Origin of the sequence: Kibdelosporangium persicum (assembly GCF_013280595.1) — a bacterium.
Classification (GTDB): Bacteria; Actinomycetota; Actinomycetes; order Mycobacteriales; family Pseudonocardiaceae; genus Kibdelosporangium; species Kibdelosporangium persicum.
Window position 1 is genome coordinate 38,777 of sequence record NZ_JAAATY010000006.1, and the last position, 15,691, is coordinate 54,467.

Sequence of the window (15,691 nt, forward strand, 5' to 3'; positions counted from 1 at the left end):
ATGCGGACCTTCGACTACACGTCGCCACGCACCGTCGACGAGGCCGTCCGGCTGCTCGCCGACCATCCCGGCGCGGACGTGATCGCCGGCGGCACGGACCTGGTGACGCTCCTGCGTGACGGTATCCGGACGCCGACCCACCTCGTGGATGTCAACGGTCTGGGCCTCGACGAGGTGAGCTGGCAGCCCGGTGGGGCGGTCCGGATCGGCGCCCTGTGCCGTAACGCGATCGACGACCCCGCGCTGGGCCGCGCGTACCCGGTGCTGGTGAAGGCGTTGCGGGCCGGTGCGTCACCGCAGATCCGCAACCGTGCGACGTTCGGCGGGAACCTCCTGCAGAGCGTGCGGTGTCCGTACTTCCGGCTCCCCGAGTTCGCCTGCAACCGCCGCACGCCCGGCGCGGGCTGCGCGGCGCTGCACGGCGACAGCCGCCACCACGCGATCTTCGGCACGAGCGAGAACTGCATCGCCGTGCACCCGTCGGACTGCGCTGTCGCGCTGCTCGCCCTCGACGCGCATGTGCTCGTGCAGAGCACCCGAGGCACCCGACGCATCCCCGTCGCCGAACTGCACCGCCTGCCCGGCCGGACGCCGCACGAGGAGCACGCGCTGCGGCGCGACGAGCTGATCACCGCCGTCGAGTTGCCCGCCGGTCCATTCGGCGCGCATTCGACGTACGTGAAGGCCCGCGATCGGGCCTCTTTCGCCTTCGCGCTCGCCTCGGCCGCGGCCGTTGTGGCCGTGCGCGGCGGTGTGGTGCGCCGGTCACGGATCTGCCTCGGCGGCGTCGCACCCAAGCCGTGGCGCTCGACCGCCGCGGAAGAGGCGTTACGCGGTCGCCCGCTCGACGACGCCGTCATCGAGGCTGCCGCCGACGCGGCGACCCGCGACGCGCAGACCCGGCCGGACAACGCGTACAAGGTGGATCTGGTGCACGGGGTCGTGCGGCAGGCACTGACGGAACTCAGGGAGCAGTCATGAGCATCGGCACGCCGATCACCCGCATCGAGGCACCGAGCAAGGTCAACGGGCAGGCCGTCTACACGGCCGACGTCCAGTTGCCGGGCATGGTCCACGCCGTCATGGTCGGCAGCACGATCGCCGCAGGCCGGCTCCGCGCGATCGACACCCGGGCCGCCGAGTCCGCGCCCGGTGTGCTGGCGGTCCTCACTCATCGCAACGTTCCGCGCTGGCATGGCACGCCGGACGACCTGCACTACGTGGAGCCGCGGTTCCCGCTGGCCGACACGGAGATCCATTACCACGACCAGTGCGTCGCCGTGGTGGTCGCGACCACGCGGGAGCAGGCCGCGTACGCGGCCGGGCTTGTCGCCGTCGAGTACGAGGCACGTCCCGTGGTGGCCTCGCTCGACGCGGCGCTGCCCACCGCGCACGAGCCTGTCTGGCGCTTCGAGCCACTGTTCCCGTCCGTTGTGGAGGTCGGAGGGCCCAAGGAGGCGTTCGCGGGCTCCGCCGCCAAGGTCGACGCCGAGTACCGGACGCCGTACCACAGCCACGCCCCCATCGAGCCGAACGCGACCGTCGCCCAGTGGGAGCGCGGCAGGCTGAACATCCACAAGACGAGCCAGGACGTGCACGGCGACCGCCGGATCATCGCCGGCGCGCTGGGTGTCCCGGCCGACCATGTGCGGGTGTGGTCGACCCTGGTCGGCGGCGCCTTCGGCAACAAGACCACGGTGTGGCCGCACACTCTGCTCGCCGCTGTCGCGTCCCGGCAGGTCGGGCCGCCCGTGCGGCTCGTGACCACCCGCAAACAGGTCTTCACCGGGCACGGCCACCAGCCGCCGATCATCCAGCATCTTCGGGTCGGTGCCGACGCCGACGGCACGCTGCGGGCGATCATCCACGAGACCACCAACGGCACCCCGATCCTGTTCGACGACCCCGAGCCCACCATCTCGCCGAGCGCGAGCATGTACGCGGTGCCCGCACTCGGTGCCTACGTGCGGGTCGCGGACATGCACATGCCCGCCCCCGCCCTCCTGCGCACCCCGGGCGACGGCCCCGGCATGTTCGCCGTCGGCAGCGCGATGGACGAACTGTCCTACGCGCTGAACCTCGACCCGCTCGAACTGCGCCGCCGCAACCACCTCGCCCACCACCCCCTCAAGCGCAAACCGTGGAGCGGCAAGCAACTGCTGGACTGCTACGCGCTCGGGGCGGAGCGGTTTGGCTGGGACCGGCGCGCGCCGCGGCCCCGCGCGATGCGGGACGGCGACGACTGGGTCGGGTTCGGCATGTCCTCCGCGCAGCGCCTCGAGCCCCACACCGCGGCCACCGCGACCGTGGCGATCCTGGACGACGGCACCGCCGAGGTTCGGACCTCGATCGCGGAGATCGGCACCGGGAACCTGACGACGCTGGTACAGATCGCCGCGGACGGCACCGGTGTGCCGGTGCGGCGGTTCGGCATCGTGTCCGGCGACACCGACCTGCCAGAAGCCGCGCCCACCCACGGCTCGCGGTCCACCGGCAGCACGGGCACGGCCGTGCACCTCGCGGCGCAGAACGCCCGGCTGGCCGCGACCAGGCTCGCCGTGGCCGATCCACGGTCACCGCTGCATGGCCTGCCGACGGACCGGGTCGGTGCGGCGGACGGCCGACTGTTCGCGGTGGACGCGCCCGAGCGCGGCGAGTCCTATCAGGACCTGTTGCGACGCAACCACGTCAAGGCCGTCACGGAGGAGGGCCACCACGACCCGAACGCGAAGAACCAGCAGTTCGCCTTCGCCACATTCGGCGCACACTTCACCGAGGTCCGCATCAACAGGAACGTGCCGCGCGTACGCGTCACCCGGCACGTGGCCGTGTTCGCGATCGGCCGCGTGCTCAACCCGAAGACGGCCAGGAACCAGGCGCAGGGCGGCATCGTCTTCGCGGCCGGGCAGACACTCTCCGAGCAGCTCACACAGGACCCGGCGACCGGCCTGTTCGTCACGCCCGCGTTCACCGACTACCACGTGCCGGTGCACGCCGATGTCGGCGAGATCGACGTGTCGTTCGTCGAGGAGCCGGACTACAACGCCCACCCGCACGGCGCCAAGGGGCTCGGCGAAGTGGTGTGCGTGGGTGTGCACGCGGCCATCGCAAACGCCGTCTACCACGCGACAGGCATCCGCGTGCGCGAACTGCCGATCACCCCGGACAAGCTGGCCCGCCTGGTCAGGGAGTCGGGATGACTCCGGCCTGCGCCGCGTACACCGCGAGCCGCGCCCGGTTGGCACATCCGGTCTTCGCCAGCAGACCGCGCAGGTGGGTCTTCACGGTGGTGACGCCGAGGTGCAGCCGCTCGGCGATCTCCGCGTTGGACAAGCCAGCCCCGACCAGCGCCAGCACGTCGCGTTCCCGCGCGGTCAGGTCGACGGCCGTCTCCGCCGTCGCGCCCGCGGCGGCATGCGCCGCCACCGCGCGACGGACCAGGCGGCGCAGCACGGCCGGGCTGAACGGACCGTCCCCGTCAGCCGCACGCCGAACTCCGTCCAGCAACTCGGCGGGGGACGTGTCCTTGACCAGAAACCCGCAGGCTCCGGCGGCCAGCACCGGATAGAGGTGATCGTCGTCGTCGAAGGTGGTCAGCGCGACCACCCGGGTCGCCGGGCGGGCGGCCAGAATCCGGCCAGTGGCCGTGACGCCGTCCACACCGGGCATCCGCAGGTCCATCAGCACCACGTCGGGCAGCAACCGCTCGGCGAGGACGACGGCCTGCTGACCGTTCTCGGCCTCGCCGACCACCGACACGTCCGGCGCCGGCTCGCACAGCGCGCGAAGACCGGCGCGGACCAGCCGCTGATCGTCGACAAGCAGCACGCGGATCACGGCGAGGTCACCCCCAGCCTGAGGTCGTGCGCGGGCAGCACGGCACATTGACGCCATCCCGTACCTTCCGGGCCCACTCTCAGCGTGCCGCCCAGGAGCTCGACCCGTTCTCGCATGCCTGCCAGGCCGTGCCCGGACGGACCGAGCCGGGCGGGGACACCTCCGCCGTCGTCGCTGACCTCGACCCGAACGTCGCCGTCCACGAGCTCGACGGACAACCGCACACGCGCTCTCGGCCCGGCGTGCTTCACGGCGTTGGTGAGCCCCTCCTGCGCCAGCCGCAGCACCGCGAGCGCGCGTACCGCGTCGAGCCGCGCGACCGCTGGGTCCACGACGGCGTCGACATGGAGCCCGACCTGCCGGCCGCGCTCGACGGCGGCCGCGAGCGCGGCAGGGAGCTCCGCGGGGTCCACGAGGTCACCGCCGGGCGTGTCCGGTGCCGCCGGATCACGCAGGACGGCCACCAGCCGCCGCAACTCCGCGAGCGCCGACGTCCCCGTCTCGTGCACGTCGTCCAGCACCTGACGTGCACCCGCGTCACCGGCCGTCCTCAGGTGCCTGGCCACACCCACCCGCAGCACGATCGAGGCGACATGATGGGCGACCACGTCGTGCAACTCCCGGGCGATGGCCGTGCGTTCCGTCACCCGTGCCATCGCCACTTCCGAACGGCGCAGCCGCTCCTGTGCCTCCGCCCGCTCCTCCGCCTGCCGCGCCCGCACCCGGAACCCCCTGATGTAGACGCCGAGCACCACCGGCCCACCCACCACGACCGCGGTCTTGTACGCCTCGTACACCAGGTCCGCGCCGTCGTCAGTGAACGCGATCGCGAGGCGTACCAGGCCCACCACCGCCGCGCCGGCCGACAACCGCCACCCCGACGCACGCATGGCCAGTTGGAACAGGGCGAAGCTGGCCATGAACTCCACCAGATCCGTGCCGCCGTCCCCGACCCACGCCACCCCGACGAGCAGACCGGCCAGCACGAGCGCACACGCCCACGGCCACCACGCGGAAAGCGTGCTCACCGTCACCGCCGCGAGCAAGAGCAGCACGCCGAGGACACCGGGTAGGTCCGCCGGGTCGGTGAGAAACGTCAGGTATCCCGCGCACATCGCCAGCAGGGCGGACACGCGCACGAGCGTCGCTCTGCGGTCGAACAGCCGCTCGATTCGGGACGTCACCATGAGACCTCGATGAGCCGGGGGCCGGGGCGCCGCCTAGGCTATCGTCGTCATCCTGAGAACCCGGCCAGTCCATTGTGGACGGCACAGGTCGGCCGGTGCCGACGATCGGCGCAGGCCACCGCGGACCGGTCACCCGGTCATGGGTCACTGAGCGCTGAGCTTGTCCCGGTAGGCGATCTCCGAGGGGTCGAGTGTCATCGCGTGGCCAGCTTCTCCGCGACCTCGGGGTTGTTCTCGTCGGGCAGGTCGAGCTTGGCCAGGCCGGCCCTGATCTGCTCACGGTCGGGCTCCAGCCACGGCGGCAGCTTCAGCGCCCGGCCGAGCTCCAGCAACGGCTCGTCCACTGTGAACCCGATGTCGTCGGTGGCCACCTCGAGCAGGGTGCCGCCCGGCTCGCGGAAGTAGATCGAGTGGAAGTACTGCCGGTCCAGGATGGACGTCACGTTCACGCCCTTGCCGACCAGTTCCTCGCGCCACGCCCGCTGGGTCTCGTCGTCGGGTACGCGCCACGCCACGTGGTGCACGGTGCCGCCCGCGACCAGGCCCTGCGGGGCGTCCGGGGTGACCAGCACGTCAACCAGCGCGCCAGGGCCTCCGTCGCCCGCGGCGAACCGCAGCCGGTTGCCGTCCTGGTGCTGGAACGTCAGGCCGAGGCCTTCGGTGAGCATCTCGGCGGTGGCGTCCTCCTGGGCCACCGACAGCGTCACTGAATGCAGGCCGCGGATCGCGTGCTCGGCCGGCACCAACGGCGTGTCCCACGGGGCACGCGGGTCTGGCTGCTTGTGTGCGACGAGCGCGATGGTGAGGCCGTCCGGATCGGTGAACGACAGCGTGTCCTCTTCCTCGTGGGTGGTGACCCGGCTGGTCGGCACGCCGGTCCTGCCGAGGTGCTCGGCCCACCACCCGATCGAGTTCGCGGGCACGGAGAACGCGGTCGTGGTGGCCTGCCCGGTGCCGTGGCGGCCCTTGGCGACCTGGTTCCACGGGAAGAACGTCATGATCGTGCCCGGGCGGCCGGCCTCGTCGCCGTAGTAGAGGTGGTACACGCCGGGGTCGTCGAAGTTGACCGTGGTCTTGACCAGGCGCAGCCCGAGGGTGCGCGCGTAGAAGTCGACGTTGCGCTGCGGGTTCTCGGCGATGGCCGTGACGTGGTGCAGACCCTGCGTCCTGATCGCCATCACTGCCTCCTGGCTCGTTCCGCCATGCGGTGTGGAGAAGAATCTATCTCGTAAACATCTTTCTCACAAGATATATTCCGGCGAGTGATCGCGGTAGGCTGTGCGCATGCCGGACGTCGGGGATGACGAGATCGTGACGTGGTGGGGCCTGGTGATCGAGGGTTACCAGGCCACGCAGGAGCGCCTGCTGGCCGAGGTGATGAGCCGGCTCGGGCTGGCCCCCGGGCCGTTCGACATCCTGCTGCGGTTGCTCCGGTCGCCCGGGCACCGGCTGCCGATGACGCGCCTGGCCAGGGAGGCGGCGCTGAGCAGCGGGGGCTTCACCAAGATCGCGGACCGGATGACCGAGGCCGGGCTGATTCGGCGGGAACCCAGCGAGACCGACCGGCGGGTGACGCACGCCGTGCTGACCCCGCACGGGCTGGACATGGCCCGGCGCGCCCGCGAGCTCACCGCCGAGGTGCTGCGGGCACGTGTGCTGGGGCCGCTGGGGGAGCGCCGGTCGACCGAACTGGCCGAAGCGATGCGAACGCTGCGCGCGACCAACGGGGCCACGGAGTGAGCCGGGATCACCGTTGCCGCGCCGCTGAAACGTCAGCTCGCCAGGGTGGTCGGCGGTGCCCGCCGCGGCCGGCGGCCACGGCGGGCGGGAACGGACTCAATCTTCTTGCCAAGAATGTGTCATCACCATGAGCGGGCCGGTCTTCTCGCGGTACGCGTCACGTGACGCCATGCCGGGCTCGTGAATCGGCCTCCGGCTCGTTCGGGGGGCGAGCAAGACCGCGCCGGATTTGATGTCACCTCCTCGCAGTCCTCTGTGGAGCGAGACACCAGGCGGCCGGAGGAGAGCGTTCCCGTTGCTCCACCCGGCCCGGTGCCCGCGACGGAGTGCTGACCCAGCGGTCGCGCGGGGGAATCCGCGGCCACTGCGGACGTGGGCGACGCGGCACGGGGAGGAGGAAGTTCGCGTCGACAATGGCATCGAACTCGGCCCGCACCCAGTCTTGGTCGGCGAGCACGATGTCCGCGAACTCCCTGTGCCGCGGCAACACGCTCCGGTCCGGCATCTCGATCACTCCCAGGACGGCTACACCGGGTCTCTGACCGATACTTTTCTTATAACCACGAACCGGGAACGTGTCAAGAGGTTGTCAGCAACGGCTCGGCGTCCGTCAGGATTCGTTGTACCGCACGGAGTTCCTCGATCAGTTCGGCCCTGTGCGCGTGCAGGCGGTCGACCTCGGCCTGTGCTTCGGCGACGATCCTGGCGGCGCGTTCGGTGGCGGCCCGCTCCTGCTCCGCCAGTGCGCGCATGGCCTCGGCACGGCGCGCGGCCATGGCGGTTTCGAAGTCCGCCTGCACCTGCTCGCGTGCTTGCGCGGCTTGTTCGTCGAGTTCACGACGGCGCCGCGCCGCCTGGCGGGCCAGTGCGTCGGCCTGGTCGGCCATGGCCCAGCTGTGCCGGGCTGCCGCGCGGGCCCGGGCGGTGATGTCCGCGGCTTCGGCGTTGGCCAGCTCGACCATGTGCCGCAGCCGATCGGACAGCGCGTCGGCGGGGATCGGTGTCCGGCTGATCCGGTCGATCCGCGCCCGCAAGGCGTCGATCTGGGCGCGGGCGTCGTCCAGCTCACGGGCCAGTTGCTCGGTGCGGGCGACCGCCGCGTCCCGGTCGGCCGCGAGGATGGTCATCTCGGCCTCGGCGGTGTGCACGTAGTGCTGGACCTGTTCGCGGTCGTATCCCCGCCAGACCAGATCGAAGTCCGTCCGCAGCGGCACCAGATCCTCCCTGACGTCCGTGGCCGTCACGGTTTCTCACGCTCCCTTCGGTGGTGTTGCCGTTGTCCATTGGACAGACGAACACCGGCCGCGTGATGTTCCCGGCCCGCAGCACATCTAGGTCGTGTTTCGAATGTCCCGGTCGATGAGAGTCGGGATCGGGGCGGTTCCTGGCGTCGCCGCGGGATCGCCGCGAATACTGGTTGTCTTTGGGCGGTCCCGCGGTGGCGTCAGGGGCCGCATCCGGCCCGGCTATCGCGATCGGGCATTTGAAACACGGCCTAGGCGACGGCACCGGCCAGCCAGTCCATCAGGTCGTCCAGTTCCTCGGCGCGCTCAGCGAGCCACGCCAAAGCCTCGGCAGTCCACAGACAGTCCTCGTTGGACAGTGTCCGGCCGGCGACGAGTGTCCTGTGGCGCAACAAGTCCGCGTACGGATGGTCGGCCGGGTACTCGCGTGGCATCCGTTTCATGACATCGCCGGTGATGTCGTAGTCCTTGGCACGGAGTGAATCCAGCAGCGCGGCGAGTTCGCGGCCGCTGTGGTGCACCGCTGCCCGGTAGCGCGGTACCTGACCGGGATCGGGGTAGTGCCACGCGCCCTTGACGTGCAGGCCGTCCAGGTCGAACCGGACGACGTACTCCACGCACCGGGCGATCCGGATGATCCCGCCTTGGTGCTGCCACCAGAACGGGTCCTTGCCGTAACTCCACACGGAGAAGTCGGCGTAGCGCGGGTTGTCGCCGGCGAGGTCGTTGAGCAGGTCGATCATCGGGCGGCGGACCAGACGCTCCCGGTCCTGACGCAGCCGTTCGCGGGTCTCGTTGGACGGCAGCCCCTCCAGACCCAGCAGCACGTCGTACGCCTGCCGCGGCCACCCGGTGAAATGCCTGGTCACCTGGTCATCCTGGCATGGCATGTTTTCGCCGGGCGATGGTTGCGGTCACCTGAACGTCCGTGCCGATCGGTCGCCCGCCACTTGCGCGCGATCCAGGTGGTGCGGGTCAACGCGGTCGCCGATCCGCTCGTCGCGACGATCGCCTGACCTGGCTCAGCGCGCGGGACAGGTGTCCCGGGGCGCCAGCTCCGGCACGAACTGCGCCCACTCCTCAGCGGTGAGGTTGCGCGAGACGGTGCCGCAGATGCCGTCGGCGACACGTTCGGGATCGGTGTCCCACAGGATGATGGTGCCGTCCGCGCCTGCGGTCGCCAGCGTGCGGCTGTCCGGGCTGAACGCGACCGCCCGGACTCCGGCCAGGTGCCCGGTGAGGCGCGCGGACACCGTCCGGCGTTCGACGTCCCAGAGCAGCACGGTGTCGTCCGCGCTCGTGTACGCGATGGTCTTGCCGTCCGGGCTGTACGCGAGGCCGTTGAAGTACGCGTCCTTGTGCCCGGTGAGGCGCGTGATCTGCGCGCCCGTGGCCAGATCCCACAGGATCACGGTCTGGTCGCTGCTGGCTGACGCCAGAATCCGGCCGTCCGGGCTGAACGCGACACTCCGGGCCCAGCCGCCATGGCCCCGCAACTGCGCCTTGCGCGACCGGGTCGCGATGTCCCACAAGGTCACCATCTGGTTGTCGTGGTCGGCCACGGCCAGCAGCCTGCCGTCCGGGCTGAACGCGAGCCCGGACGACACGGCGGCGATGTCCAGTGTGGCCAGGCGCGTGCGGTTGACCACGTCCCAGAGGATCACCGTCCGGTCCGCGCTCGCCGTCGCGGCCGTGCGCCCGTCGAGGGTCAGGGCGACGTCCGTCACCGCCGCGCTGTGGCCAGGCAGGCTGACCGGTGGCGCGCCCGTGGTGAGATCCCAGAGTTCCAGGTCGTTGCCGGGCTGCCCGGGAGGCTGCCGTGGGGCTTCCTTGACGGTCGCGGCCGTGCGCCCGTCCTGGCTGAACGCGATGCCGTTGACGGAACCGCCGCCGACCTCGACGCGGCGGGGCGAGCGTGTCCTGACGTCCCACAGGGTCGTGTTGCCCGGGCCGGCCGTGGCGAGCGTCTGGCCGTCCGGCGTGAACGCCATGTCGTAGACGCTGCCGAGGCCGCGCAACGACGGGGCCTGCGGGTCCCAGAAGATGATCTTGCCCTCCTCGCCCGCGGAGGCCAGCACGCGGCCGTCCGGGCTGAAGGCGAGCGTGTACACGCTGGCCTGGTGCCCGGCGAGCACCGCGCGCGGCACCCGGTTGGGCACGTCCCACATCCGGATGACCATGTCGTTGCCCGCGCTGACGAGGGTTTTGCCGTCCCGGCTGAACTTGAGCGCGATCACGGCCTCCTCGGTGTGCCCGGTGAAGGTCGTGATCCTCGTGCGGCCGCGGACATCCCAGAGGTGCACGGCCGGCCCCAAGCCCGCCGAGGCCAGCATGGTGCCGTCGGCGCTGAAGTCGAGCGACTTCACCGCGCCCACGTTCTCGGCGAGCGTGGCGACGCGCGTCCCGCTCGCGACGTCCCACATCGCGATGGTCTGGTCGTCGCCGCCGGTCGCGAGCGTCTTGCCGTCAGGGCTGAACGCCAGCGTGGTCACGGCGCCGACATGGCCGGTGAGCGTGGCCAGAGGCGTCCGGCTGGCGACATCCCACAGCCGGGTCGTCTGATCGTTGCCGGCCGACGCCATCACCCGCCCGTCCGGGCTGAACGCGATCTCCCGGACGGTTGCCGTGTGCTGGTCGAACGAACCGGCGATCACACGTTTCTCCAGGTCCCACAGCACCACGCGGGTGTCGTCGCCGCCCGTGGCCGCGAACCTGCCGTCCGGGGTGGTCGCCAGCGCCTTGAGCCAGGTGTCGTGCCCGGTCATGGTGGCGATCCGGGTACGCCGGGCCGGGTCCCACACCGCGACCGTCCGGTCGCGTCCGACGCTGACGATCGAGCCGTCCGGCCGGAACGCGATCTGCGACACAGCGCCCGTGTGAGCCGGGAGTTCGGTGCGGTAATCGCTGTGCGCGGACATGCTCAACAACGCACCGCGCGCCTCCAGGGTCGGCTCGGTGCGATATGCCTCGAGGCTGAGCAGTTTCGCGCGCCCGGGATCGGTTTCGGCGATCGTCAGCGCCTGGGTGGCCAACTGCCGGGAAATGGCGACCTGCCGTGCTTGTTCGGCGTCCTTTCGTTGCTCGACGGCGACGACCGAGATAACGGTCACGACCACCAGCAGCACGGCCAGCCCCACCGCGAGATAACGCAATTGCCGGGCGCGTCGCCTGCCCGCCGCGGTTTCCCGTTCCTCCTGCTCGACACTCGCGTCGAGAAACGCGCGTTCCACCGGATTGAGCGAAGTACCGGCCTTCGCCGCCCATTCCTTCGCGACAATCAACCGGGCGCCGCGATAAAGCGCGCCGGGGTCCTCGCGGAGCGACGACCACTCCTGGGCGGCTTCGGTCAGATGCCGGTGCGTGCGCAGCCCTTCCCGGTCGGCGGCGAGCCACTGCCGCAACCTCGGCCACGCGTGGATCAGCGCCTCGTGCGCGATCTCCACGGTCTCGTCGGCGACGGTGATCAGCCGCGCCTCGGCGAGCACGTCGAGGACGTCGGTGGTGTCTTTGTCCACTTCGGATCGGGTGATCCTACGTTTGGTGTCCTCGGTTCCCTCGCCCAGCGCGGTCAGCCGGAGGAAAAGATCCCGCACGAGGTGCTGCCGTGCCTCGGTAAGGCCGGAGTAGACGGACTCCGCGGTGCGTGCGAGCGCGCTGTCGACCCCGCCCGCGGCTTGGAATGCCGCGAGCGTCAGCGCGTTTCCCTTACGGCGCCGCCACGTCTCCCGTAGTGCATGCGACAACAACGGCAGCACACCGGCATTGCCCGCCGCCTGCGCGACAAGTTCGGCGAGCAGGGCACCTTCGACCGTGCACCCGGCCCGCACGGCGGGCTGGACGATCGCGCGCCGCAGCTCGCCGGTGGTCATCGGGCCGACGGCGACCTGCGCGTCGACCATGGCCCTGACCAGCCCGGGATGCCGCGTGCAGTGGCTGTAGAAGTCGGCGCGGACGCCGAGCACGACCTTGGCGCGGCTGTTCGGGCTGGTCACGGCGGTGAGCAGGAGATCGACGAACCTGGTGCGCTCGGCCTCGTCACGGCAGAGCGTGAAGGTCTCCTCGAACTGGTCGACGATGATCAGCACGTCCTCGTCGGCCGCCATCCGCACGGCGCGGTGCAGATTCTGCGCGTCCGCCATGAAGTCGGTGTGCACCTGGCCCGGGGCGGTCCCGGCGAGTCGTGCGATGTGGACGGCGCACTCCTCGACCGGATGGGGCCCTGGCGTGAACAACACGACCGGGCCCGTCCAGCGCGGCACCAGCCCGGCGCGCAGCAGCGAGGACTTGCCCGCGCCGGAAGCACCGAACACGGCCACGAACCGTTGTCGGATCATCCTCTCTGTGAGCTCGCCGACAAGGTGTTCCCGGCCGTGGAACAGGTCGGCGTCCTCCGGCTGGAACGCGGCCAGACCCACGTACGGCGCACGGACGTCCGCCTCGGCGTCGGCTGATTTCGTTTCAGTGACTGCAAGTTCCGCCGCGACCTGGTGCCACCGCTGCTCCCACTCCGCCTCGTCACCGTCACAGGCGCGGACATACGCCAACGCCACGTTGAGGCTGGGCAACTGGCGGCCGTTGGCCGCGCTGGACAGCGTGGTCACCGAGAAGTGCGCACGCTTGGACAGTTCCCGGTACGTCGGATTGCCGGCCTTCTGCCGCAGCAGCCGCAGGTCGGCGGCGAACCGCAGCAGCGCCGAATCGCCCGTGGCCAGCGGGCGCTCAGCTCTCGGCATGGTGTCCCTCCAGGCAGGTGGCACAGGCGCGCGTTGTTCCCGGTTTGTTTGTTCGGTGCGCCGCCCTCGATACGGAACAACCTAACCGCGTTTAGATCATGCGTCGGCGGCCGGGTCAGGCCGCCGGGTGATCGATGGAGAGGATGAGCAGGGATGTACGGGCAGCGTCAGGACCGCGACTGGTTCCAAGCTGAGGTGGGGCTCGTCATCGTTTGATCGGCCGTGCGGGCATCCGGGGGCTGGGGGTACCCGGATGCCGGCCGCCTTCCCCGGTGGTGGTGCTGGGGCGGTGCGGGGTGACAAAGGCCCGGGGCCTTCAAGACAATTTCGCTCACGAGAAATGCTCAGTGCTTCTTCGTCGCGATGGTGGCCGCCACAATCGCCCCGATGACGACGAGCACGAAGAGACCGATGATCACGATTTCCAGTCCGCCGAGGTTGCCCATCCGCTGACCTCACTTTCGTTGTCCCACATGTCCGCGATTCGGAGTACCCGCGAGCGGACGTCCCTACGCCGCCAGGATCGGCGGGTGCGAGATTCTGGTCACTTTTCCTGACTGTCTGACAACGTGACAAACAAGGCGGGGCAGCGTCAACCGGTATCTCGTGGTCCACAAGCGACAATCGCGCCGATGTGATCGCGGCGGCGCGATGTGCGAATGTGTAGGCATGAGAGCGCTGATCCGGTCCTGGCCCCTTGCCGTCCCGCTGTTCGCGCTGGCCGTTCTCGCGCTGACGTGGGGCATCGAGCTGCCCGTCGTCCTGGTGATCCTCGTGGCGCTGGCGCTGGCGGGCGCGGTGTCCACGGCGGTGCACCACGCGGAAGTGGTAGCGCACAGGATCGGTGAGCCGTTCGGCTCGCTCGTGCTCGCGGTGGCGGTCACCGTGATCGAGGTGGCGCTGATCGTCACGTTGATGGTGTCGGGCGGCCCCGAGACCGCCTCATTGGCCCGCGACACGGTGTTCGCGGCCGTCATGATCACGTGCAACGGGATCGTCGGGATCGCCTTACTGGTCGGCGCGACACGGCACCGGGTGATGGTGTTCAACGCCGAGGGCGCCGGCGCCGCCCTGGCGACGGTCGTGACCCTGGCCACGCTCAGCATGGTCCTGCCGACGTTCACCACGACGACGCCCGGACCGCAGTTCTCGTCGGGTCAGCTGATCTTCGCCGCCCTGGCCTCGCTGGCCTTGTACGTCCTGTTCGTCTTCACCCAGACGAAGGAGCACCGCGACTTCTTCCTGCCGGTCGGCGTGTCCGCCGAGGACGACCACGCGCCGCCGCCCACCGTCAGGGCGGCGTGGATCAGCCTCGGCATGCTGCTCGTGTCGTTGGTCGCGGTGGTCGGACTGGCCAAAGTGGAATCGCCCGCCATCGAGGCCGGTGTCGCGGCGGCCGGTTTCCCGCAGTCCTTCGTGGGGGTGGTGATCGCGTTGCTCGTGCTGCTGCCGGAGACGTTCGCCGCGGTGCGCGCCGCCGCCCGTGACCGGATGCAGACCAGCCTGAACCTGGGCTTCGGCTCGGCGATGGCGAGCATCGGGCTGACGATCCCCGCCATCGCCGTCGCGTCGATCTGGCTGGACGGCCCGCTGCTGCTGGGGCTCGGCGCCACGCAGATGGTGTTGCTGGCCCTCACGTTCGTCGTGGCGATCCTGACCGTGGTTCCGGGCCGGGCGACGCGGCTGCAGGGCGGGGTGCACCTCGCCCTGCTCGCCGCGTTCCTCTTCCTGGCGATCAGCCCCTAGGACCAGGTGCTGTTGTTCAGCCCGGTCCCGAGATAGACCTGGTCGAACGTGTTGCCGTCGGCGTCGTCGGTGTAGGTCAGGAAGATCTGTCCCCACGGGTTGACGCCGACCGCCGGCTCGTCCTGACGGCCGGTCACGTTCGTGTTGGCCGTGATCCGGGGCTGGCGGCCCGCGGTCGAACCGTCCGGGTTGACGCCCTGCACGAAGACGTCCTGCGCCTCGGTCCAGTTGACCACCGCGGCACGCTGGTCGTCGATGCCCACCTGCGGGTCCGTACCGGGCACGTACGTGTCCACTGTGGAAACGGCCGCGCCGGTCGCGGAGAACGAACGCACACCGATCTGGACGGTTCCGGTGTGGTCGGTCTCCCAGCCGACGACGTGGTCACCGTTGAAGTTGGCCGCGATGGACGCGTGCTGCTGCTGGCCGCCGCCTTCGGCGTTCACGCCCGTCTGCGCGAGCTTCACGCCACCGGACGGCGTGAAAGCCTTGCGGGCGACGTTGAAGTAGCCGTTGGCGTCGGTGTCCTCGTCCCACACCACGATCGCGTTCTGCGCCGCGCCCATGGCCACGTCGGGGTTCTGGTGCGTACCGCCGGCCGCGTTCACCTGGACCTCGTAGGCCTTGGTGGTGATCGAGGTGTACCCCGAGAGCCGGACCGTCGGCGCCGCTGTGCCCTGCTTGTCCTGGAACGCCACCGCGAACCCGGGGCCGTCCGGGTCCGCGGCGACCGCCGGGTTGATCTGCTGGCCCGCCGAGTTGGCGTTCGCGGTCGCCGAGCCGGTGACCGTGCCCGCGGTGTTCAACGTACGCACCGCGATCTGGTAGTAGCCGTTGCCGTCCTTGTCATCCGCCCAGACGACGACCGCGGTGCCGTCGTCGTGCAGGGCCACGTCGGGGTGCAGGTGGCTCCAGTTGCCTTCGCCGCCCGCCGAGAGCTTCTTCTCGTACAGCGAGGTGCCGTCCCGGTACACACGAATCCAGACATCGCTGTGCACGGAGTTCTCCGGCGCGGCGGAGTCACGGTCGTCCTCCCAGACGACGGCGACATATCCGTTGCGCACGGCCGAAATCGAGGCGTTGTCCTGGTCGCCGGTGGCCGTGCTGTTCGCGGCAGCCCACGTGATGGTGCCGTCCGCGACGGCCGTGCCCGCGAAGGCCAGCATGCCGACGGCCGTAATGGTGAGTAAGCGCTTCATGTCCG

General features: G+C 70.4%; 11 protein-coding genes. 4 read left to right on the plus strand and 7 right to left on the minus strand.

The genetic code is table 11. From position 1 onward, the window contains the following. Both GC106_RS12920 and GC106_RS12925 read left to right on the plus strand, forming a co-directional pair. Entirely contained in the window at positions 1-981 is a 981-nt protein-coding gene (locus GC106_RS12920; protein ID WP_173128955.1) for an FAD binding domain-containing protein, read from the plus strand. After that, on the plus strand, positions 978-3,200 hold the full coding sequence (locus GC106_RS12925; protein WP_173128957.1) for a xanthine dehydrogenase family protein molybdopterin-binding subunit: 2,223 nt from the start codon (positions 978-980) through the stop codon (positions 3,198-3,200). Before GC106_RS12920 ends, GC106_RS12925 begins: the two co-directional genes overlap by 4 nt. On the opposite strand, the gene GC106_RS12930 is transcribed toward GC106_RS12925, so the two are convergent. From GC106_RS12930 to GC106_RS12940, 3 genes are all read right to left on the minus strand, one after another. Continuing rightward, positions 3,184-3,837, minus strand: a complete 654-nt coding sequence (locus GC106_RS12930) for a response regulator (protein WP_173128959.1) — start codon at positions 3,835-3,837, stop codon at positions 3,184-3,186. The genes GC106_RS12925 and GC106_RS12930 overlap by 17 nt on opposite strands. Next, the gene (locus tag GC106_RS12935; protein ID WP_173128961.1) at positions 3,834-5,024 is read right to left on the minus strand and encodes a sensor histidine kinase; all 1,191 of its coding nucleotides are present in this window, start codon (positions 5,022-5,024) and stop codon (positions 3,834-3,836) included. The genes GC106_RS12930 and GC106_RS12935 overlap by 4 nt, the downstream gene beginning before the upstream one ends. A gap of 194 nt (positions 5,025-5,218) precedes the next feature. Further along, on the minus strand, positions 5,219-6,202 hold the full coding sequence (locus GC106_RS12940; protein WP_173128964.1) for a ring-cleaving dioxygenase: 984 nt from the start codon (positions 6,200-6,202) through the stop codon (positions 5,219-5,221). Positions 6,203-6,308: 106 nt separating this feature from the next. On the opposite strand from GC106_RS12940, the gene GC106_RS12945 reads away from it, so the two are divergent. Then, complete coding sequence (locus GC106_RS12945; protein WP_173128967.1) at positions 6,309-6,764, plus strand: MarR family winged helix-turn-helix transcriptional regulator; 456 nt, start codon at positions 6,309-6,311, stop codon at positions 6,762-6,764. Positions 6,765-7,342: 578 nt separating this feature from the next. On the opposite strand, the gene GC106_RS12950 is transcribed toward GC106_RS12945, so the two are convergent. The 3 genes from GC106_RS12950 to GC106_RS12960 all read right to left on the minus strand — a co-directional run bounded on the left by GC106_RS12950 (position 7,343) and on the right by GC106_RS12960 (position 12,741). Continuing rightward, positions 7,343-8,008: a hypothetical protein gene (locus GC106_RS12950; RefSeq protein ID WP_173128970.1), complete on the minus strand. Its 666-nt coding sequence runs from the start codon at positions 8,006-8,008 to the stop codon at positions 7,343-7,345. Between the two features lie 251 nt (positions 8,009-8,259). Next, positions 8,260-8,877 carry a DUF2461 family protein gene (locus tag GC106_RS12955; protein WP_217280457.1) on the minus strand — a complete coding sequence of 206 codons (618 nt, stop codon included), beginning with the start codon at positions 8,875-8,877 and terminating at the stop codon, positions 8,260-8,262. Between the two features lie 153 nt (positions 8,878-9,030). Beyond that, complete coding sequence (locus GC106_RS12960) at positions 9,031-12,741, minus strand: nSTAND1 domain-containing NTPase (RefSeq protein ID WP_173128974.1); 3,711 nt, start codon at positions 12,739-12,741, stop codon at positions 9,031-9,033. 669 nt (positions 12,742-13,410) lie between these two features. On the opposite strand from GC106_RS12960, the gene GC106_RS12965 reads away from it, so the two are divergent. Beyond that, on the plus strand, positions 13,411-14,487 hold the full coding sequence (locus tag GC106_RS12965; protein WP_173128976.1) for a calcium:cation antiporter: 1,077 nt from the start codon (positions 13,411-13,413) through the stop codon (positions 14,485-14,487). On the opposite strand, the gene GC106_RS12970 is transcribed toward GC106_RS12965, so the two are convergent. Next, the gene (locus GC106_RS12970) at positions 14,484-15,686 is read right to left on the minus strand and encodes a hypothetical protein (protein WP_173128978.1); all 1,203 of its coding nucleotides are present in this window, start codon (positions 15,684-15,686) and stop codon (positions 14,484-14,486) included. The genes GC106_RS12965 and GC106_RS12970 overlap by 4 nt on opposite strands. Positions 15,687-15,691 lie beyond the last annotated feature (5 nt).